This is a genomic window from Butyrivibrio sp. WCD2001, assembly GCF_000424485.1.
GTDB lineage: Bacteria > Bacillota > Clostridia > Lachnospirales > Lachnospiraceae > Butyrivibrio.
In genome coordinates, this window is the sequence record NZ_AUJZ01000007.1 from 1 (window position 1) to 20,618 (window position 20,618).

Here is a 20,618-nt window from a genome sequence, read left to right on the forward strand (position 1 = left end):
TATCCCCCAGTACGAGGCAGGTTGCCCACGCGTTACTCACCCGTCCGCCACTAAGATTTAACAAGCTTTGACCGAAGTCTCTGCAGCGTCAAATCTCCGTTCGACTTGCATGTGTTAGGCACGCCGCCAGCGTTCATCCTGAGCCAGGATCGAACTCTCACGTTTAAATCTATTACTTAAACCCCTACGGGTCTCAGCAATCAAGTTCTCTCTGGCCAGAACATTGCTTGGCTTTGTTCTGTCCGTTTTTACCTAAGTTAGGTTGTTTTGTTCTCTGAATATTCTTTTTGGAATTTTCAGGGTTGCATTACTATTTTATTGTCAAAGTGCATCTCATCGATGTTGCTGATGAGGAACGCAGAAGGAGGGATTTGAACCCTCGCGCCGCTGTTAACGACCTGCACCCTTTCCAGGGGTGTCTCTTCAACCTCTTGAGTACTTCTGCAAAAGTGTTGACTTATATGTTCACTCTTCAATTTTGAACGGAGCGAGAGGGATTCGAACCCTCGTGGCGTTGCCGCCAAACGGTTTTCAAGACCGCCTCGTTATGACCGCTTCGATATCGCTCCATTTATTATTTATCTCGCTGTTTACAAGCCTTATCGCAACAGCGCGAAATTTATTATATCCATATGGGTAGGGGTTGTCAATACGAATTTGATTATTTTTTTATAAATTTTGATCTTTTTTCAAAAACCCAGAAAGCATGCGGCTTTGAGCACTCTCGGCACAGTGTTTTCAGCTCTGATTTTTCATTTCTATTATGGATTCTGCGAGAGCAATATCTCCGGGAGTTGTAATTTTGATATTATCATACGACCCTTCAACAAGTTTGACCTTCCGGTTTCCAAGGGTCTCCATAACCATAGCATCATCGGTGATATTTATTCCCTTTTGAATGAGTTCCTCTTCGCGCCTTGCAAGTTCCTCATATAGTTCAAGGATTTCGGGATACAGAAAGACCTGAGGTGTCTGGATCATCCAGGTTTTGTCCCTGTCCACAGTAGTTTTTGCAAAGCCGTTCTCATCTGCAAGCTTAATCGTATCCTTTACAGGCATACCTACAACGCAGGCTCCGTACTCCTTTACTGCGTTCATCGCTCTTTCAAGGATGTCATCGTCGATAAAAGGTCTTGCCCCGTCATGAATAAAAACAGCCTCTGTATCTTCAGAGGCCGCTTCAAGTCCAAGTCTTACACTGTGGTATCTCGTGCTTCCGCCCGCTACCACGGCTCTTATCTTGGAAAATCCTGCCGGCTCGATTATCTCTTCCTTTATGTGCTCTATATCCGCTTCGGGGAGCACCAGGATAATATCGTCTATAAAGCTTTTTTCAAATGCTTCAAGAGCATACAAAAGCAAGGGTTTTCCCTTTATTTCCATGTACTGCTTTCTTACATCGCTTTTCATTCTGCTGCCGCTTCCCGCAGCAAGGACTATCGCTGTTATTTTCATAATATATTCCCACCGCATAAACTATTCTTCACTTCATGATCTTCCGTGATATCTTCTTTCCCTGTTTCCAAGCGGAAGATTGGGTACGGCATTGAGATCCATGCCGCTCCTTACACCTTTGAGGTACTCGTAGTAACCAGCCGAGCCTATCATAGCTGCATTATCGGTACACAGAGTCGGTGATGGCCTATAGAAAGAATACCCGCGCTTTTCACATTCTTCCTCAAGTCTCTTTCTGAGGGAAGTATTTGAAGCAACGCCTCCGGCAATTGCAATCTTTTTGCATCCATATTCTGCCGCAGCTTCCATGGTATGCTCCGTGAGGACGTCAACAACTGCCTTCTGAAAAGATGCGGCGACATCGTTTCTGTTGACCTCTTCTCCCTTCATCTCTGCCTGATTAAGGTAATTCAAAACTGCAGACTTAAGTCCGCTGAAGCTGAAATCATAGGATTTTTCTGTGGTCTTTGCCCTGGGGAATGCAATGGCATCTGGATTTCCTTCCCTCGCCGCAGCGTCAACCTTCGGGCCTCCGGGGTATCCGAGTCCTATCGCCCTGGCAACTTTATCAAAGGCTTCTCCAGCAGCATCATCCCTTGTCTGACCGATGATATCATACTCGCCATAATCCTTCACATAGACAAGATGCGAGTGACCTCCGGATGCCACAAGGCACATGAAAGGCGGCTCCAAGGTCTTATCTTCTATATAATTCGCGCAGATGTGTCCTTCTATATGATGTACTCCGACAAGCGGTTTTCCTGTCACAAAGCTGAGAGCCTTGGCTTCGGATACTCCCACAAGAAGTGCACCTACAAGCCCGGGGCCGTATGTCACCGCGATAACATCTATATCTTCCAGTGTAAGCTTTGCCTCACTTAAGGCAGCTTTAACACATCCGTTTATTTTCTCGACATGCTTCCTTGAGGCAATCTCAGGAACCACGCCGCCGTAAACGGTATGTAACGCAATCTGCGAAGATATAATATTGGACAGAACCTCTCTGCCGTTTCTCACAACAGCCGCTGCCGTTTCGTCGCAGCTGCTCTCAATGGCAAGAATAGTGATATCCTTGCCTGTTGACCCCGCAGCCTTCTCATCTTCATTTTTAATTGACATAAAGATTACGCCGTCCTCTTCGGTACGGCGCATGATCTTTTCAGAATTCATATTATCCATAATTTACTGTTCCGTGTCCGTCGCTTCTGATACTGTCCAGCCCATGATTTTCCAAAGTCCGTTTGAATCCTTGCGCAGGACAAATAAATAATTGTATGGTGTTGTGTGTGTGCCGGTTCTAATGTGAAACTTGGCTACGACATTGGCAATTTCTTCGCCGTTATCTCTCTTCTCCTGAAGGTCTGAAGTAAGGACCTCATATTTGGGAATAGAACAATCATCCTTCTTTTTCTGTTCTACTTCGCTCTTTAGCCCCGAAGGCCAGCTCTGCTGAGCCTGCAAAAATTCAGAGTCAAAGATTCCCGAAAGAACCGAGGCCATTTTCTCAAACTCCTCATCCGTATAGCTCTCTTTGTACAGAACCTTCATGGTGTGTGCATAGAGATCCACTACTGTCGGCGGAGTCTTCGGGTAGCTCTTGGATAAATCTATAGTAGTGATCTTTTGAACCTCGGTGAGTTCCAGTTCTTCAGTCGTGGTATTAGTTCCTTTTCTGTTTCTGGTCAATATCACAAAAACAGATACCACTATCAGAGCAGCGAGAACCATTATAACAATTGCTTTAATAATGCCGTTTTTAGTAGACTCGTCCATAGTGCCTCCTCATAAAAAAGCAGAAATCTATTCGTTGTCTTCTTCAAACCGTAGCGTAGTAGTTCTGCCATCCTTTGCCGCAACCGTTTTTGAAAAAATCTCCTTCGCCTTCGGAAGGTATTCCTTGGGGTTAACCAGTGAAGGGCTGTAATGTGTAAGCCACATTTCCTTAACCTGCGCTTTTTTTGCAAGTTCAGCCGCTTCGTACATGGTCATATGCCTGTTTTCCTTGGCCTTTTGCAGCTTATCGGGCTCTCCGTACATGCCCTCGCATATGAAAAGATCGGAATTCATCGCTTTTTCCACTATGCCCGGTGTAGGTCTTGAATCCGTAACATAGGTCAGATGTATTCCTTTTCTCGCTTCTCCGAGCACCATATCAGGCGTAAAGGTCCGGCCATCCTCAGCCTGAATAATCTCACCCTTCTGGAGCGGATTCCAATATTTCTGCGGAATATCATTAGCCCTGGCCGCTTCAACATTGAATCGTCCGATCCGTTCAAGCTCCATGGAGTATCCGTAGCAGGTGATATTGTGATTAACTTTAAAGGCTTTAATCTTAAATTCCGGCATCCCCGGAAGTGTCAGTTCATCATTTATATCGGTAATCTCGTGATATTCTATAGGAAAAGGGAGTTCCGGAGCGATTGTTCTTAAAGCCTTAACCACTCGCTCAAGTCCTTTGGGCCCTACCATGAGAAGGGGCTCTGTTCTCTCTGCATTTCCCATGGTCAGAAGCATCCCGGGAAGTCCCGATATGTGATCCGCATGATAATGAGTAAAGCAGATCATATCAATCGGCTTTGGGCTCCAGCCGCTTTTTTTCAAAGCTATCTGCGTGCCCTCGCCACAATCTATCAATATACATTTTCCGTTATATCGCACCATAAGTGCAGTAAGGTATCTGTTGGGCAGCGGCATCATTCCGCCTGTTCCAAGTAGACATACATCAATCATTCGTATTATTTCTCTTCCAATAAATTATTGCATCATCCTTAGGGCTCTCGTAAAAGCCGGGCCTTGTTCCTTCATTAACAAATCCCAGTTTTTCATAGAGTCCTCTCGCCGCCTTGTTTTCGCCGCGTACTTCCAATGTAAAGCTCTCGCAGCCAATCGCTTTTCCGCGAAGGAGGAGCTTGGACAGCATTTCAAAAGCTATTCCCTTTCCTCTGCTGCTCTCGGAAACCGATACATTGGTTACTTCACCCTCGCCGGAAATGTTGCGAACTCCGCAAAGGCCAGCCACCTCTCCTGATACTTCAGCGACAAGGTAAACCGTATCATCGCGGGTAGCAGCTTCAAGAAGTTGTTTTTCGGTCCAGGCCTCCGCACCGAGGCAAGCCTTTTCAATTTCAGCAGCAGCTGTAATATCCTCAGCTTTTAGATCTCTTATATAAATAGGGCTGGTTATCCCGGATTTTCTGCCGTTTTTTTCGGAATCGGCCTTGGTCTCTTTTTTTCCTGCTGCTTTCTCCGCAGCCTCACGCTCCGCCTGTGATGCTCTCAAATACTCGGGTGAAAAACTGTCGGCATCCACCGTCTTCCCTTCTCTTAAGTATATTGTAGCAAGCGCAGCCAAAGCGGACGCCCTCTGCCTGTTCATATGGGCAGGTGCCAGAATGTAATTTACCTTGAGCAGCTCCTCAAGCTTATCTCTGTATACCGGGATTCCGTCGCCGAGAAGTATAACTGTTTTTCCTATATTATTGAGCTCCTCGGCAATATCATTTATCGACATTGCTGACTGAGCTTTTATCGTCTTCATAGAGAAAAAGATTTCCCGATGTTTCTCGTTTTCTTTTTCCGGAACAAATGTATAAACTCCGGTATATACCTGGTTACGCCTTGCATCCATCATGGGGCAGATCACATATTCACTGCCATAAAACTGATACGCCATCGCATCCAGCGTAGGTACTGCAACCATTGGCTTATTCATCGCTAGGCACAGGCCTTTTGCGGTAGCACATCCGATTCGAAGTCCCGTAAAAGATCCTGGTCCTGCCGAAACCGCAACTGCATCTATCGTATTAAAATCCAGTGATATTCTGTTTTTTATCTGTTCCATCATCGGGAGTAAAAGTTCGGAATGCGTGATTTTGTGCTGAATAGAAAACTCAGACAGCAGTCTGTCGTCCTCTGTAACGGCAACCGTGCAAACGAGTCCCGATGTATCCAGTGCCAATATTTTCATCTTTTATCTGTTATCTATCGTATCCAGCGTTATGCGGCGATAGTCCGTTCCTTTCTTAAGGTCTTTCTCTATGCGGATTTCCATATATTTTTCCGGAAGTATTTCTTCTATAAGATTGGCCCATTCTATAAAGCATAGTCCCTGTCCGTAAAAGTAGTCCTCGTAGCCTATTTCATCCATCTCACTGACGTCACCGATTCTGTAAACATCAAAATGGTAAAAGGGAATTCTTCCCTCGTCATACACCTGAAGGATTGTGAAAGTAGGACTGTTAACCGGTCCCTCTATTCCTAAACCGGCCGCAACTCCCTGTGTTAATACGGTTTTACCCACGCCAAGATCCCCGATCAGGGTATAAACTGATCCGGGTTCAGCGGTCTCTCCTATACGCTTTCCGAATGCGAAGGTCTCCTCCGCGGAATATGTTTCTAAAATTGTACTCATATAATCAGAATATTCCAGCGTCACAAAAAAAGCAAGTCACAGCAAAAAAGGTATTGACGACAGTTTTAGCTGTTATATAATGATTCTTGATAAAAATAATCTTCGGGGCAGGGTGTAATTCCCTACCGGCGGTGACTGATTTTCAGAAGTCCGCGAACCGCTACGGCGGCCGATTTGGTGAAATTCCAAAACCGACAGTATAGTCTGGATGATAGAAGATGGCGTTTTTTATTTTCAAAACATCAAATCGCACATTATCTAGTCATTATCCTCCCCGATAAAATCAGGAGGAAAAACACCATGAACAACAACTTATTTACTTCCGTAATGGAAAACACGATGATTGTAGCAGTCTTTATACTGCTGATTGTGACTATGTTTGTCGCTGCCAGAATTGCAGAGACCTACGTTGCAAAGAAAAACGGGGACGCAAATCCGGGGATGACCACAAGAAAAATGGTTATAATCGGCATATTCTCAGCAATATCTGCTGTTCTTATGCTTTTTGAGATTCCGATGCCATTCGCACCGAGCTTTTACAAGCTTGATCTTTCAGATTTACCCGCAGTAATCGGCGGATTTGCATTTGGTCCCATGACCGGAGTTATGATTGAGTTTATTAAGATCCTTCTTAATCTTATTCTTAACGGAACTCAGACAGCTTTCATCGGAGAGCTTGCAAACTTTATCGTTGGATGCAGCTATGTACTTCCCGCTTCCATCATTTATATTTTCAAGAAGAACCGTCAGATTGCCATGATCTCCTGCCTTACAGCAACCATGATCATCACTCTCGTCGGAAGCTCACTCAACGCATTCTATCTGCTTCCTGCTTTTGCAAAGCTTTACGGAATGCCATTGGATGCTCTTATCGGAATGGGGACAGCAATCAATCCCGCAATAAACAATATGTTTACCTTCATCCTTTTTGCTGTAGCTCCCATCAATCTCTTAAAGGGTTCCGTAATCAGTGGGATCACTCTTCTTGTATACAAGAAGCTCAGCCCTGTGATCAAAAACGCTTCTCTTACAGCATCCGAAAAGCGTGCTGCTGAATCGGAAATCTAAATAGAATATATTTTTATATATTGTTTATCATTTTTTTATAGCATGAAAATAGCGCCTTTATTGACTTTTAGCCGAGTGAACCATAAGATTAATTTGTATCTTTGTTCACTAAAAAATGTCAATGAGGCGCTTTCTTGATGAAACGGTTGATTACTAAAAAACTAGTTCCCGGCATGGTTTTGTCGGACAACGTATACGCACATGATAACAACCAGCTTGTATTGCCCAAGGGAACTGTTTTGGATAATCAGGCTATAACAAAGCTGTCCTTCTATTCTATTTTGAACGTTCTGGTGGAGGATCCTCCGGAAAACCTTATGCCGGCTAATGACCACAAGGAATCCTATGCCTCGAGGCTTCGTCAGACTGCAGAATTCAAGGAGTTCAAGAGAGATTTTGAGAACTGTGCGTCCAAATTTAAAGCCGGTATTGAAGTCCTCATAAACGATAAAGAGCACTTTGATGTGGACTCCATGATATCGCCCATATATGATCTCGTCCACAAGGGAAACAGTTCCTCTAATCTTTTTGATATGCTGCATAGCCTGCGATCTTATGATGATGCCACTTATGTTCACTGCATTAGTGTTGCTATGATATGCAATATCCTGGGGCAATGGCTTAAGATGAGCGATGACGATATTCTGATTCTCACTGAAGCAGGACTACTTCATGATATTGGTAAGCTCCTTATTCCCAACGAAATCATTACCAAGCCCGCAGATCTTACTACAGCTGAGTATACCGTAGTGCAGACGCATCCGGCCCAGGGTTATGTTATTTTAACTGACCTCAATCTTAGCGACCATGTAAAAAATGCAGCCCTCATGCACCACGAGCGCTGCGACGGAACCGGTTATCCCGCTCATCTCAAGGGTCCTCAGATTGATTTCTTTGCAAAATGTGTATCAATAGCTGATGTATATGATGCGATGACATCGGCCAGAGTTTACAGAGATCCTCTGTGTCCTTTCATCGCAATCGAAATGTTTGAATCTGAAGGTCTGCAGAAATATGATACAAATGCCATTATGACCTTCCTGCAGAATATAGTTAACACCTATCTTCTTAACAGGGTACGTTTAAATGACGGCCGTGAAGGCGAGATAATCTTTATAAACAGAGATCACCTATCAAGACCGACTATCAAAATTGATGAAGAATATCTTGATCTGACGATGCATCCCGAGCTATACATCGAAGAAATATTATAGTATCGATAAAAAACCACCATATGAACTCTCTCGAAAATTCATATGGTGGTTTTATTATGCAAATTTTAATTTGAACTTCTGAAGTTCTCTTTCAGTATCTACCTTCTGTATCTGAGCACCAAGCTCTCTTAACTTTTCATCAAAGTCTTCATAGCCACGCTCTATATATCTTATATCCTCAACAGTGGTAAATCCATCGGCGGTAAGTCCGGCAATTACAAGAGCTGCACCAGCTCGAAGATCAGGAGCCGCTACTTCTGCGCCCGTATACTGATCAACACCCTCTATGATGGCTGTACTGCCTTCTACCTTGATATTAGCTCCCATTCTGGTGAGCTCATCCACATATTTGAATCTGTTCTCAAAAAGCGACTCCGTAACAAGACTGATACCACTTGCAAGACCGAGCACCACGGTTATCTGTGGCTGCATGTCCGTGGGATATCCCGGATAAGGCAGAGTCTTAACATGAGCATTCTTCATACGCTTTGTTGCTACAACTCTTACAGCATCGTCAGATTCAAGCACCTGACATCCCATCTCAATAAGTTTTGCGCTGATAGACTCCAAGTGCTTGGGGATTACATTTTTAATGGTTATATCGCCTTTAGTTGCAGCCGCTGCCATCATAAATGTTCCCGCCTCTATCTGATCGGGAATAATGGTATATTCTGTGCCATGGAGCTTCTCCACACCTCTGACACGAATAATATCTGTACCTGCACCCTTGATATCGGCTCCCATACTGTTCAGGAAGTTGGCAAGGTCAACGACATGAGGTTCCTTGGCTGCATTCTCGATAATAGTCTTACCTTCAGCCATCGAAGCAGCCATCATAATATTGATGGTAGCTCCAACGCTGGCAATATCGAGATAAACGTGATTGGCAACAAGTCTGTCCGCATGGGCACTTATAAGTCCATGATCAATGGATACATTGGCACCAAGGGCATTGAATCCCTTGATATGCTGGTCGATAGGTCTGAGCCCGATATTGCATCCGCCGGGTATTACGACCTGTGCGTCCTTATACTTTCCCAAAAAGGCTCCGAGCATATAGTAGGATGCTCTGATCTTTTTAATAAACTCGTTTTCAATCTTGTATGTGTTGACGTTAGCAGCATTAATAGTCACTGAATGGCGGCCGGTTCTGTTAACCATGACACCGATGCTCTCCAGTGCCTGAAGCATTATGTTAGTATCCGCTTCGTCAGGCATATTATCAATATATACGGTCTCATCAGTCATAGAAGCGGCTGCCAGAATCGGAAGCGCTGCATTCTTGGCACCGCCGATTTCAACCTCTCCTACAAGTGGTGTACCACCTTTAATTACATATTTTTCCATAATCTTATTCATTCACGCCTTTGTGAATCACCAAGTTGATAAACTTCTCCCCATAATTTATTAACGGCTTATGTTATACCACAAAATAGCAAATTTGTAAAATCAGGTTCGTCAGTTCAAGTAATTAAGCGGGTTCACCTGCGCTCCGTTTATAAGAATTTCAAAGTGGAGATGTGCTCCGGTACTTACACCTGTATTACCACTAAGCGCAATCTTCTGACCCTGAGAAACACTCTGTCCGGGCTTAACAAGAATCTTGGACAAGTGTCCGTATCTGGTCTCTCTGCCATCAGAATGGCTTATATAAATAACATATCCATAGCCTCTGCCCCATCCTGCTCTGGTTACAACGCCGGCATTTGAAGCCATTACCGCTGTTCCCACAGGAGTAGCCCAGTCTACACCCTTATGGAAGGTGCTGGCACCCTTGGTCGGAGCATTTCTTCTTCCGAATCCGGATGACTGTCTTCCACCCGAGATAGGTTTAATATATGTAGGAGGCACAATAGTTCCGCGCTCAACAATCTTGGGAACCGCCTCGTAGGTAACCTCTTCCTTCTGAATATCACGTCCCGTCTCGGAATTATTAACATAAGATATCTTTGCTACCACCTTGCGGTGACCTGCCGAAGGCTCCTGAACCACCTCAGTTCTTGTCGTATACCAGGAATCATTATCCCTGTAGATTACATCAGCTTCGTAGTCTTCCTCATAATATTGCTGTGTAGTATATACAACTGAAAGCTCCGGCTCGGGAACGGTTACTATAATCTCATCCCCGGCTCTGATAGTGGAATTCTCATTATCAATTGTCTCATTCATCGCAATAAGATCATCAAGAGGCAGTCCAAAATCCTCAGCGATAGTTCCCAGCGTATCGCCGGTCTTTATCTCGTAAATCTGGTTTGTCTCCTGATCCTTTGTTACCTCATCTATTGCTGTGTTAATATCTTTTATCTCTGAGGACGGCAAATAACTCTCAACCACTTCAACCTTATCTCCGAAATCTATGGACATAAGGCCAAGCTGATAATCCTCAAAGCTCTTTTCTTCTATTAAAGGCTTAATCTTTCTGAACACATCGGAAATTGCAAGGTCTATACCTGCCTCCGGGAGTCTTGTCTCCTCTTCCTCTTTTTGTGCCTCCTCAACCGATACTATCTGTGAAGTAAGCACATTCACTTCTCTGGATGGATCCGTAACAAGATCCACCTTATATTTTCCCTCGGTATCATATTTGCCAAGTGCCTTTGAAAGAAGCGTAAATACATCATCTTTGCTGGCCAGATTGACTGAATACTGATTTATTTTTACTGTATACGAACGCTCAAGAGTGGATAATCTGCTCTTATCAAGAACCTCCACCATTTTGTTTCTTACAGATTTCCTTGAATCCACCTTGCCAAGCAGCACTTCGCTTCCTTTCAGACTAAGCTCTGCGTCCGTCAGGATAAGTTCATCACTACCCGATGAGAGTTGTCTTCTCGCCTCACGAAGGCACTTTTCTGCTGCCTGCTTTGATCCAAGAGTTCCGACCTCAACTCCGTTAAGAAATACTGTGAAAATGTTATCACCTGTATTTTTGATAGGAGAAAAAATAGGTAATATCAAAATAATCCAGACAGCAATCGCAAGAATCTCGCCCTTAAGCATGCCTATACGTATTTTCTTGTGACCTGAAAACTTCATTCTTTAAACCAAACCTACAATTCTTAAGATTAATAATGCAAGATCAGCTATAACAGCCAATAATGTTACAACAACAAGAGGCATAAGCCCTCTATTCTTTGCTCTGTTAGCTCTTTGCATGGAATCAAGCTGTCTTACGAGCACTGTAAACTCACTTCTTATTGATTCCATCTGTTTCTTTAAATCTTCACGTATTTCATCAAGCTGCTTTTTCTGTTCATCTGCCACTGAAGCCTGAACATTCCTGTATATTCTGACGCCAACATCATGCGTTGCCTCATCACTCTTGTCAAATCTGTCAGCAAGACTTTCATTAAGCTCTTTTACGGCACTGCCAAGCTCTTTGGACATTCTATCCGCTTCAATTTTGCCGTTTTTCAAATCATCAAGAACATCTTCTATATTATTCAGTCTGTCTTCAAGTTTTTTAGCATTTTGACGAAGAACGGCTATCTCTTCTTCATACTGCTTATTCTGGCTCTCGATCTGCTCCCTGTGTGCAGCTTCAGCAGCTGTATTGGCTTTAATCATTTCCTGTGCACTGATCTTCCCATCAACTCTTCCCATCATGTTGTCCATGGCTCCTCCCAAATTTGAACAAACTCTTTTAAAATGTCCTCCGACTAAGCGGCTAAATAATAGGTTACATCATTTATGCATTTCGCACAATAATAGTTTTATTATGTCCGATCTTTTGTAGATATTCACCCCAAGTTTAAACTTTATTAATATTTTGTTCATAAATCATTGTTATAATTATACAGAACCAAGGGAACAAGGTTCATTACGAAGCTCTGATAGAAGCTCCGATAGATAGATAAATTTTTTCATAATAGCCCGGGTGCCGAGAGGTGCCTGGGCACTCCTCATTAATGGGCTTATTATTATTTTCCTGATCATGCAGGCATGACCGATCACTTCGGGGGAGTAATAGCCTGAATCTCCTCGTTGAGTGACAGCATCCTGTCATCCAGCTCCGCCACCATTCTGGCACATTCAAAAAGCTGCGCTTTAATATTGGCCGGTGCCTTAGTTTCGAACTTGTATTGTATCTTATGCTCAAGACTTGCCCAAAAGTCCATAGCAACAGTTCTTATCTGAACCTCTACCTTAACCTCAGCAGTATGATCCGAAAGATACACAGGAACTGCTACAATCATGTGATAACTACGATATCCGCTGGTTTTAGGATTCATTATATAATCTTTTATCGTAAGAACCTTGATATCTTTCTGATTACTGATCATATCAGCAATTCTGTAAATATCAGAAGTAAATGAGCAGATAATCCTGATTCCGGCTATATCGTTAATATATTTCATCATATTTTCCAGAGTTGACTCGTAGCCGTGACGCTTCAATTTCTTCACTATACTTTCCGGCGTCTTTATTCTGGATTTAATATGCTCTATAGGATTATATCTGTGAACTTCCTGAAACTCATCATTTAATATCTCAATTTTGGTATTTATCTGCTTAAGCGCAGAGTTATACAGAAGGCTGACCTCCTCCCAGCTTTTTATATCTCCGTCAGATAATCTGGATCCCATAATAATTCCCCCTAAAACATTTCGATTACTTATCCCAATAAGCCTTATTTAACGAGCAGGCTCTTACAAGGCCCTTGGGCAGTCTCTTATATCTTCTTCCCATCCTGTAGCCCACAAATCTGAACCCGCACATTATCACATAATGCGGCACAAGATAAAACTTTCCGATGTGCTCGAAATGTCTGATGGTGTCCCTCACCATCCTTTTTCCTTCAGACTCCGATTTTATACCTGCGAATATTTCAGGATGATCCGTCTGTGACACTCCGAGGTCAAAATTCCGATGGAACTGCTGCGCGCAGGAATAATTGTGTGAATGTATCACTCCCGCTTCAGGCACATAGCATATTGCATATCCCTGATACATAGCATTACCGGCGTATACCATATCCTCATTGAAAATTGCTTTGTGTAAAAAGCCGCCCACCTTATCGAAAACATCTCTTCTGTACATTGCACATACATTAGAGCAGAAAAATGTCTTGATGCCCAGCTTAGGCAGATCCTTGATAGTCTTCTTCATAGCAACGGTTGGATAATTAAACTTTCTGGAATACCGCTCAGCGAGATTGCAATCAGACTTGGGATACTGTCTTGCATATGCCGCAGCAACCTGCGGATCTTCGAGAGCCTTGACCAGATTGGATATAAGCGAAAGATCTCTTGGCACAGCATCCTGAGTAATCATCAAAAAGAGATCGGCATTAGACATACTGACTCCAAGATTCCTCGTTTCACCATGGTCGAATTCTTTTTTTGAAATATGATGTACCACAATATTATCGTATTTATTTATTGTGTCCATCGCATCTTTTCTTTCAACCAGATAATGCTTCTCTGTATTTACAATGATGATCTTTTCCGGTCTGTACGCCTGCTTTTCAAGCTCATCAATAAGCATCGAAAGCTCTGCTCCCGGTTTATAGGTTGGAATAATTACATCTACTGTCTGCATCTGTACCCTTTTTATCACAAAGAAAAATTAAGCCCCGGCTGATACCGGGGCCACGTTTCTTAAGTCGTTTATCTGTCGATATACTCATCTGTATCAGCAGCGATTTTCTGACTATACTCTTGTACGCTCGGTGATACTTCATATTCAGTATCATCGAATAAAAATTCATGAAGCCACTTTACATTTGAAGCAAGGTCTTCAGGGACTACGCAACTTCCCTTTTTACCAATTGTGCCTGTTGCTCTCATGCTTGAGGTCGGGAATCCATCACTTGATACTACATTGTAGTTGGTGATATTACCCAAAAGTTTAATAATATCCTGAAGATCCAGAGAAGTATAGGTCTCTCCGAATATCTTGCTGGCTACATTCTCCAGCTCGGGAAGACTGATGGTCTTAGCCTTGGTCAAAATAGCCATAAGGACAGTTCGCTGTCTCTCAGCTCTTCTGAAGTCATCTCCGGCAGTATATCTGATACGGCAATATGCTGTAGCCTGAAGTCCGTTAAGAGTCTGCATTCCTGTCTGTGTAACGGGTGTATATTTAAGGCCCAGCTCCTCTGCCATTGTGGACTGGTAGTTATTGAGGTGAGTAATCTCGTTCTCTTCAATAACAATATCAACTCCGCCAAGCTCATCAATAACATCAGTAAGTCCGCCAAAACCAATAGTAACAAAATCAGTAATATCCATATCAAGATTCATGTTCAACATGGAAATTGCCTGCTGGGGACCGCCCTTCGCATATGCAACATTACACTTGTTGTAAGTATCATTACTCAGGTTAAGATATGTATCACGATAAACCGATGCCAGTCTGATCTCACCATTCTCATTGTTAATTGAAGCGATAATGATGGTATCACTTCTGGTGTTCTTATCAAGATCACCTTCACGTGAATCTACACCGAAGAGTGCCAGATTAGTATATCCGGTCATCTGCTCATTCTCTTCAACTCCGGTATTAACACTCTCAGCAATTACTTCATCATCAAGGTTTACTTTACCAACCTTGTCAACCTTCATTTTGCCAAATAAAGTCCATACAATAAAAAGAAGTATAAGCAGAACAACAATCTCAACACCAAAAATAATAAGTGCCCGCTTTGTGTTCTTCTTTCTGCCTCTTCTGCCTGAGTTTCCACTCCTGCGATTCGACATATCAAAAATCTCCTTATAATTTATGTTTTCCAATGTCCTATTTTGCCATAAAAACATAAATTATACAAGCAAAAGGTCATCAATAGGCATTCTTATTGATAAACCCATGAAAGATCGTTCCTATCAGAATTCTGACATCAAATTCCATAGTCCAGTTTTCAATATAATAAATATCGTACTCGATTCGCTTTCTAATAGAAGTGTCGCCTCTGTAGCCATTAATCTGTGCCCATCCGGTAAGTCCGGGGCGCACCTGATGCTTAACCATATAGCGGGGGATGTCCTGTCTGAACTTCTCAACAAACTGCGGGCGTTCCGGTCTTGGTCCTATCAGCGACATATCGCCAATCAGAATATTAAATAACTGCGGAAGCTCATCGATACTGTGCGATCTCAAAAATCTTCCGATAGGTGTAACCCTTGGATCATCCTTTGTTGTCCAGGCCTTCTTTTCGGATTTCTCAGACTGCATCTCCATGGTTCTGAATTTATACATCATAAATTTCTGACCGTGAAGCCCCACTCTCTCCTGTTTGAAAATTATCGGCCCCGGGCTTGAAAGCTTAACAGCTATAGCAGCTGCCAGCATAACCGGAGAAAAAATAATCATGCCGAAAAGAGCCCCAATAATATCGGTAACTCTCTTAACAAAAACATTAAATCCATTGGTAAGAGGTACATATCTTATATTGATAACAGGAAGTCCAAGGATATCTTCTGTATATGGATTACTTGGGAAAAGACTGGTGTAATCCGGAATAAACTTTGTATGTATTCCTGACTTTTCACAAATATCAACAAGATCCTCAAGTCTGTCATATCTGTCCAGCGGAAGCGTAATTGTTATTTCGTCGTACTCGTTTTCACGAATATAATCCGTAAGTTTGCTGATCTTAGCTATTACCTTTACTCCGTGATAGGTAGTTCCAAGCGGAACTACATCATCAAGTATTCCCGAAACAACATATCCCCACTGCGGATTATTATTTATTCTGCTGATGTAACCTTCAGCGGTTCTGGAATATCCTACAAGCAATATGTGTTTAAGGTTATAACCCTTTCGTCTGAAATATTTAAGGATCCTTCTCAAAAGCACCCTGGAAATACTCATCAGAAACACATTGATAACCGAGAACATCGCGATCATAGTTCTCGAGAAATCCGGTTGATTTATCATGTACAGTACAACGATAAATCCTATAAAACCAATCAAATTGGCCTTTAAGATATTATATAGTTCATGCCTTATCCTTGTCGCACGGCGGGGCATATACAGGTTCACCATATTGTACAGAACCATATATGCAGGCACCAAAAAATAGAGGGCAGTAAAGTATGTCCCCATTGAAAGGTAGCCTCCCTCCGGCTTCGAAATCGGTGATTCGAATTTCAAATAGAAAGCCAGCATATAGGAACAGGCTACAATAATGCCGTCCCCAACGACGTGCAGCATGTTCAGATTTTTCTGGTTGTCTTTTATCATATCTACAATATTTTATAACATTTCATAGTGAAAAACAAAAAGTCTTTGAAATTTTACTACATTTTAACCCACAAATCTACGGACAACGTTAATAAGAAGTTCCAGCTCCAAAACAACATAATTAAGCAGGTTCTTCTTTTTAAACAAGACCTTTCTGTTTTTTTCCTTGGAAATCTTTTTTAATCCTCCCAGAAGTCCCAGAAAATAAGCCTTTCCGAGACCTTTTTTTGAAAAATATATCTGTTTTACGATTATGCCCGCAAGTAAAAGCGGCAGATTTATCAGAATCTGCAGTGCAGGCATATTCTTGTATATCATATAAAGGTTATTAGCGGCTGTAAGTTCTTCCTTGAATTCGTTATATCTTGATCCGCTTGTTCCACTGCCGGCGTGATACACTACGGCAGTAGGCTCATAAAGATTCTTATAGCCGTATATTCTGGCTCTGTAACCGACATCCACATCCTCAAGATAGCAGAAATGCTCTTCGTCAAAGCCTCCTATCTCTGAAAAAATCGATTTTCTGTAGATGGCAGCTCCAGCACAGGCTGAAGTCACAGCAGCCCTTTTTGCATAGCTGCTGCCGTCCTTATCCCTTCCGGGTGAAAATGCCCAGCCAAGGGCACAGTACAGATCCCCGCTGTCGTCAATGTTATGCGGCTCTTTCATCTGCAACATCTTTGCACCTACAGAGAAAACCTTATCGTTTTTACTGATAGCTGAAAGCAGCCTTTCGGTCATTCTCTCTTCTGCTACAGTATCATTGTTAAGCAGCAGAACATATTCCGTTTCGGAAAGTTCTATTCCGACATTTACCGCATTCGCAAAACCTGTGTTTTCAGATAGCTCATGAATAGTTACATCCGGATAACAGCCGCTGTGTTTTTCCATAGATTTTCTCAGCGTTTTAATACCTTCATCGGTAGAGCCATTGTCCACAACTATTACCGGTGCTGTCATTGTCTGCTTTTTCAGACTTCTAAGGCAGGCATCAAGAAACCTGGCACCATTATAATTGGGTATAACTATTGTCACTTTATTATCTGCCAAAATTCATTCCTCTTATAACGATCAGATTGTTGTCTCGTAATTCGGATCCCAAAGCACTTTATATCCAAGCTGCCTTACAGCCTGTCCGAAACGAATACATTTGTCCCTCAGTTCCTCTTCAGTACCCAGCGAGGTAACATCTATAGCCTTCCCTTCCAGGGTCATATCATAGGGAATTCCGAATATCTGCTTATAAAGATCAAGCAGATCACTTCTTATCCTCATACATCTGATATCTACTGCATCCGTATCCTGCTCAAGAACTGCCAGATGCTGCAGCCCTCCGCTGAAGCCTCTCGGAAGATCCTTATATCTTACTTTTCCGTCTGCGCGGTAATTGCCGCCGATAAGAGTTCCGTTTTTATCCGTGATTCTTCCGCCAATTACTCCGATATCCTTTCTGGCTTCAAGAATGTCATCGTAACTGACACGATAAAACCCAACATGCTTAAGATGCGATACTGTTGCCTTAATTCCGCTGGCCCTCAGAAAGTCTCTTAAGGCCCTGGCACCGGCCTCATAGGCGTACATCTTACTCTGCGGATTACCTGAAGTAGAACCGTCATGGCTTCTCCAATGATAAAGCACTTTGGGAATATGAACTATCTGCTTTTCATAATCAGAGCTCCACATGATTCTTCCTACTGCTCTGAGGAACAGATCATAGTCCTGAGCACCGTCATATTCTCCTCTGAATCTGCAGGTGTGAATTACATCGGATCTTATTGTAGTAAAATGACAGATGTAATTATTTGACATAAAAAGATCGGGATTAAATTTCTTTTTCCTGTGATAGTCAAAAAACCTGGTCCCGTCAGCATTACACTTATCCTCATCAGAATAGATAAGTCTCGGATAATTCTTTATCGCAGCTATCGCAACCTCACAAAGAGCATCCTTTGTAAGGACATCATCGTGATCAAGCAGTGCCATATAATCTCCTCTTGACGCATCAAGAGCAGCATTTGAATTTTCAGATATTCCGGCGTTGGATTTAAGGCAGATATGCCTTATTCTGCCATCTACTCCGGAGTAACTCTCGATTATATCGGTTAAAGGATAAATAGCTTTACCCTTTGAGACCACCGGAGCCTCTGCAAGAATAAGCTCCCACTTTCCGTAGGTCTGATTCTTGACAGACTCTATCATTTCCTTAAAAAATCCTCTGTCAGTATTGTAACAGGGCACAAGAATACTTATTAAGGGAAGCATTCTTGATTTTTCGGCATTATTTAATAAAGCACGATACCACTTCCTCTGTTTCTCAAGTTCCTCCTCAGTGGGCTCTTTATATGAGTAATTCTCATCCCTCTGATTACGGAGTCTCTCCATGGCAGCGACAACCGCACTTCCTACGCCGTTTCTTCTCGCATATGATATTGTCTTTCTAATATTATTGATCATGCTAAGCTAAAGTATTTGATAAGAATAGGGCTGTCAGGCAAACTGACAGCCCTTTTTAACAAGTTTTCTTTTGTAATTAATCGATAAGAGCTTTAACAGCTGCTGTGAGTTCATCCTGCTTCTTAGCAGCATCCTCAAGGCTGGTACCCTTAACGCCCATATAGAACTTGATCTTAGGCTCTGTTCCGGAAGGACGTGCGCAGCACCATGAATCGTTATCCAGTGCAAAATAGAGTACGTTGGACTCCGGAAGACCGGTCTTACCCTTTTCTCCTGTCTGAGGGTTAACTGTCTCTCCTGTCTTGTAATCACGGAATTCCTCAACAGTCCATGCGCCGAAGTTCTTAGGCGGATTATTTCTGAGCTTATCCATAAGAGCAGCTATCTCCTTAGCGCCCTCAAGTCCCTTCATGGTAATGGAATACTGGCCTTCCTTGTAGTAGCCGTAATCCTCATACATATCAATCATAGCATCCCAAAGAGTCTGGTTGTTCTTCTTGCAGAACGCAGCTACTTCACAGAGCATCATAACGGCAACGATCGCATCCTTATCGCGTGCATGTGTTCCGGCAAGACAGCCATAGCTCTCCTCAAGGCCGAATACATAGTTGTATTCCTGATTATGCTCTTCAAACAATCTGATCTGCTCACCGATATACTTGAAGCCTGTGAGTACTTCGATGTAATGAAGACCGTATTTCTCAGCAACGCGTCTAGCCATGTTTGTTGTAACAATGGTTGTAACGAACGCAGGTCTCTCAGGCATAGTGCCTGTAGCCTTTCTCTCACGAAGGATATATTCTCCTATAAGCATTCCGGACATATTTCCTGTGAAAGGAACATATTCTCCGGTCTTTGTATCCTTGGCATATACACCAAGTCTGTCCGCATCGGGATCTGTTGCAAGAACGATGTCTGCATCCTTCTCTTTCGCAAGCTCAAGAGCAAGCTTGAATGCTTTGGGATCCTCGGGATTAGGATAATCAAGAGTTGTGAAATCAGGATCCGGAAGTTCCTGCTCAGGAACTATATACACATTCTTAAAGCCAAGCTCAGCAAGAACTCTCTTTACGGGAACAAGTCCTGTTCCGTGGAAAGGTGTATATACAACTGTAAGCTTCTCAGCCATCTCCTTGATAGCATCAAGGTGAATAATCTGCTTTTTAAGCTCTACCATGTACGCATCATCTATATCTTTTCCGATGATCTCATAAAGGCCTGCCTTCATGGCATCGTCCTTAGACATGGTCTTAACATCGTTGTAGTCGGTAATAGCTTTAACTTCTGAAATAATACCTGTATCATGAGGCGGAGTAACCTGAGCACCATCCTCCCAATAAGCCTTATATCCGTTGTATTCCGGCGGGTTGTGGCTGGCTGTTATCATAACGCCCGCAATACATCCAAGCTTTCTTAATGCAAATGAAAGCTCGGGAGTAGGTCTGAGCTCATCAAACACATAAGCCTTAATGCCGTTTGCTGCAAGGCATCTTGCCGTCTCGTCTGCGAATTCGGGTGAGAATCTGCGGCAGTCATAAGAAATAGCAACGCCTCTCTTTGCACCGTCAGCTCCACCGTTTTTCTTAATATAATTTGCGAGACCCTGTGTCGCTTTGCGGACAACATACTTGTTCATACGGTTTGTGCCTGCTCCGATGACACCTCTAAGACCACCGGTACCAAACTCAAGCTCCTGATAGAACCTGTCCTGAACCTCTTTCTCGTCATTTCTGATAGCCAATAACTCGTTTTTTGTATCCTCATCAAAGTAAGGATCGTTCAACCAATACTCAAGCTGTTTTGAAACTTCACTCATCTTTATCCTCCTTCAA

Annotated in this window: 18 protein-coding genes, 2 tRNA genes, 1 rRNA gene and 1 riboswitch; of the genes, 2 read left to right on the forward strand and 19 right to left on the reverse strand. The window is 42.8% G+C overall.

The features are described 5' to 3' along the window. The 9 genes from G630_RS0107800 to tsaE form a co-directional block, all read right to left on the reverse strand. Positions 1–165, reverse strand: a 16S ribosomal RNA gene (locus tag G630_RS0107800); the annotation flags it as partial. Between the two features lie 191 nt (positions 166–356). Next, positions 357–445: transfer RNA gene (locus G630_RS0107805), tRNA-Ser, on the reverse strand. Between the two features lie 38 nt (positions 446–483). Beyond that, positions 484–569: transfer RNA gene (locus G630_RS0107810), tRNA-Ser, on the reverse strand. Positions 570–738: 169 nt separating this feature from the next. Next, positions 739–1,455, reverse strand: coding sequence for a 2-C-methyl-D-erythritol 4-phosphate cytidylyltransferase (ispD, locus tag G630_RS0107815; protein WP_022763170.1), 717 nt, complete (start codon positions 1,453–1,455; stop codon positions 739–741). A 33-nt stretch (positions 1,456–1,488) separates the two neighbouring features. Then, positions 1,489–2,574 (reverse strand): tRNA (adenosine(37)-N6)-threonylcarbamoyltransferase complex transferase subunit TsaD, encoded by a 1,086-nt coding sequence (gene tsaD, locus G630_RS0107820; protein ID WP_044959009.1) that lies wholly within the window; start codon positions 2,572–2,574, stop codon positions 1,489–1,491. A 63-nt stretch (positions 2,575–2,637) separates the two neighbouring features. Next, entirely contained in the window at positions 2,638–3,228 is a 591-nt protein-coding gene (locus tag G630_RS0107825) for a DUF6715 family protein (RefSeq protein WP_022763168.1), read from the reverse strand. Between the two features lie 27 nt (positions 3,229–3,255). Next, complete coding sequence (locus tag G630_RS0107830) at positions 3,256–4,185, reverse strand: ribonuclease Z (protein ID WP_026498258.1); 930 nt, start codon at positions 4,183–4,185, stop codon at positions 3,256–3,258. Further along, positions 4,178–5,422, reverse strand: coding sequence for a bifunctional tRNA (adenosine(37)-N6)-threonylcarbamoyltransferase complex dimerization subunit type 1 TsaB/ribosomal protein alanine acetyltransferase RimI (locus tag G630_RS24160; protein WP_026498259.1), 1,245 nt, complete (start codon positions 5,420–5,422; stop codon positions 4,178–4,180). The genes G630_RS0107830 and G630_RS24160 overlap by 8 nt, the downstream gene beginning before the upstream one ends. A 3-nt stretch (positions 5,423–5,425) precedes the next feature. Next, entirely contained in the window at positions 5,426–5,866 is a 441-nt protein-coding gene (gene tsaE / locus G630_RS0107840) for a tRNA (adenosine(37)-N6)-threonylcarbamoyltransferase complex ATPase subunit type 1 TsaE (RefSeq protein WP_022763165.1), read from the reverse strand. A 94-nt stretch (positions 5,867–5,960) separates the two neighbouring features. Next, positions 5,961–6,090: riboswitch (FMN riboswitch) on the forward strand. A 76-nt stretch (positions 6,091–6,166) separates the two neighbouring features. Between tsaE and G630_RS0107845 the strand changes: the two genes are divergently transcribed. Together G630_RS0107845 and G630_RS0107850 are read left to right on the forward strand one after the other, a co-directional pair. After that, the gene (locus G630_RS0107845) at positions 6,167–6,934 is read left to right on the forward strand and encodes an ECF transporter S component (protein WP_026498260.1); all 768 of its coding nucleotides are present in this window, start codon (positions 6,167–6,169) and stop codon (positions 6,932–6,934) included. Positions 6,935–7,071: 137 nt separating this feature from the next. Then, positions 7,072–8,148, forward strand: coding sequence for an HD-GYP domain-containing protein (locus tag G630_RS0107850; protein WP_026498261.1), 1,077 nt, complete (start codon positions 7,072–7,074; stop codon positions 8,146–8,148). Positions 8,149–8,202: 54 nt separating this feature from the next. Here the strand turns inward: G630_RS0107850 and G630_RS0107855 are convergent, their stop codons facing one another. The 10 genes from G630_RS0107855 to G630_RS0107900 form a co-directional block, all read right to left on the reverse strand. Further along, positions 8,203–9,495, reverse strand: a complete 1,293-nt coding sequence (locus G630_RS0107855; protein ID WP_026498262.1) for a UDP-N-acetylglucosamine 1-carboxyvinyltransferase — start codon at positions 9,493–9,495, stop codon at positions 8,203–8,205. Positions 9,496–9,606: 111 nt separating this feature from the next. After that, positions 9,607–11,184: a M23 family metallopeptidase gene (locus G630_RS0107860; RefSeq protein WP_026498263.1), complete on the reverse strand. Its 1,578-nt coding sequence runs from the start codon at positions 11,182–11,184 to the stop codon at positions 9,607–9,609. Between the two features lie 3 nt (positions 11,185–11,187). Next, on the reverse strand, positions 11,188–11,763 hold the full coding sequence (locus G630_RS0107865) for a hypothetical protein (protein WP_022763160.1): 576 nt from the start codon (positions 11,761–11,763) through the stop codon (positions 11,188–11,190). Between the two features lie 335 nt (positions 11,764–12,098). Next, positions 12,099–12,734 (reverse strand): GTP pyrophosphokinase, encoded by a 636-nt coding sequence (locus G630_RS0107870; protein ID WP_022763159.1) that lies wholly within the window; start codon positions 12,732–12,734, stop codon positions 12,099–12,101. Positions 12,735–12,759: 25 nt separating this feature from the next. Further along, positions 12,760–13,689, reverse strand: coding sequence for a glycosyltransferase family 2 protein (locus G630_RS0107875; protein WP_022763158.1), 930 nt, complete (start codon positions 13,687–13,689; stop codon positions 12,760–12,762). A gap of 68 nt (positions 13,690–13,757) precedes the next feature. Then, a complete protein-coding gene (locus G630_RS21195) occupies positions 13,758–14,849 on the reverse strand; it encodes an LCP family protein (protein ID WP_044958981.1) in 1,092 nt (363 codons plus the stop codon). A 79-nt stretch (positions 14,850–14,928) separates the two neighbouring features. Continuing rightward, complete coding sequence (locus tag G630_RS0107885) at positions 14,929–16,332, reverse strand: undecaprenyl-phosphate glucose phosphotransferase (RefSeq protein ID WP_022763157.1); 1,404 nt, start codon at positions 16,330–16,332, stop codon at positions 14,929–14,931. A 63-nt stretch (positions 16,333–16,395) separates the two neighbouring features. Further along, positions 16,396–17,382 carry a glycosyltransferase family 2 protein gene (locus G630_RS0107890; RefSeq protein WP_044958983.1) on the reverse strand — a complete coding sequence of 329 codons (987 nt, stop codon included), beginning with the start codon at positions 17,380–17,382 and terminating at the stop codon, positions 16,396–16,398. 21 nt (positions 17,383–17,403) lie between these two features. Further along, complete coding sequence (locus tag G630_RS21200) at positions 17,404–18,786, reverse strand: glycosyltransferase (protein WP_081667839.1); 1,383 nt, start codon at positions 18,784–18,786, stop codon at positions 17,404–17,406. A 76-nt stretch (positions 18,787–18,862) separates the two neighbouring features. Continuing rightward, on the reverse strand, positions 18,863–20,602 hold the full coding sequence (locus G630_RS0107900; protein ID WP_022763154.1) for a phospho-sugar mutase: 1,740 nt from the start codon (positions 20,600–20,602) through the stop codon (positions 18,863–18,865). Between the last annotated feature and the right edge of the window lie 16 nt (positions 20,603–20,618).

Excerpts from the sequence above, each read along its gene's own strand:
- ispD (WP_022763170.1), bottom strand. The coding sequence starts at position 1,455 with ATGAAAATAACAGCGATAGTCCTTGCTGCGGGAAGCGGCAGCAGAATG.
- tsaD (WP_044959009.1), bottom strand. The coding sequence starts at position 2,574 with ATGTCAATTAAAAATGAAGATGAGAAGGCTGCGGGGTCAACAGGCAAG.
- G630_RS0107825 (WP_022763168.1), bottom strand. The coding sequence starts at position 3,228 with ATGGACGAGTCTACTAAAAACGGCATTATTAAAGCAATTGTTATAATG.
- G630_RS0107830 (WP_026498258.1), bottom strand. The coding sequence starts at position 4,185 with ATGATTGATGTATGTCTACTTGGAACAGGCGGAATGATGCCGCTGCCC.
- G630_RS24160 (WP_026498259.1), bottom strand. The coding sequence starts at position 5,422 with ATGAAAATATTGGCACTGGATACATCGGGACTCGTTTGCACGGTTGCC.
- tsaE (WP_022763165.1), bottom strand. The coding sequence starts at position 5,866 with ATGAGTACAATTTTAGAAACATATTCCGCGGAGGAGACCTTCGCATTC.
- G630_RS0107845 (WP_026498260.1), top strand. The coding sequence starts at position 6,167 with ATGAACAACAACTTATTTACTTCCGTAATGGAAAACACGATGATTGTA.
- G630_RS0107850 (WP_026498261.1), top strand. The coding sequence starts at position 7,072 with ATGAAACGGTTGATTACTAAAAAACTAGTTCCCGGCATGGTTTTGTCG.
- G630_RS0107855 (WP_026498262.1), bottom strand. The coding sequence starts at position 9,495 with ATGGAAAAATATGTAATTAAAGGTGGTACACCACTTGTAGGAGAGGTT.
- G630_RS0107860 (WP_026498263.1), bottom strand. The coding sequence starts at position 11,184 with ATGAAGTTTTCAGGTCACAAGAAAATACGTATAGGCATGCTTAAGGGC.
- G630_RS0107865 (WP_022763160.1), bottom strand. The coding sequence starts at position 11,763 with ATGGACAACATGATGGGAAGAGTTGATGGGAAGATCAGTGCACAGGAA.
- G630_RS0107870 (WP_022763159.1), bottom strand. The coding sequence starts at position 12,734 with ATGGGATCCAGATTATCTGACGGAGATATAAAAAGCTGGGAGGAGGTC.
- G630_RS0107875 (WP_022763158.1), bottom strand. The coding sequence starts at position 13,689 with ATGCAGACAGTAGATGTAATTATTCCAACCTATAAACCGGGAGCAGAG.
- G630_RS21195 (WP_044958981.1), bottom strand. The coding sequence starts at position 14,849 with ATGTCGAATCGCAGGAGTGGAAACTCAGGCAGAAGAGGCAGAAAGAAG.
- G630_RS0107885 (WP_022763157.1), bottom strand. The coding sequence starts at position 16,332 with ATGATAAAAGACAACCAGAAAAATCTGAACATGCTGCACGTCGTTGGG.
- G630_RS21200 (WP_081667839.1), bottom strand. The coding sequence starts at position 18,786 with ATGATCAATAATATTAGAAAGACAATATCATATGCGAGAAGAAACGGC.
- G630_RS0107900 (WP_022763154.1), bottom strand. The coding sequence starts at position 20,602 with ATGAGTGAAGTTTCAAAACAGCTTGAGTATTGGTTGAACGATCCTTAC.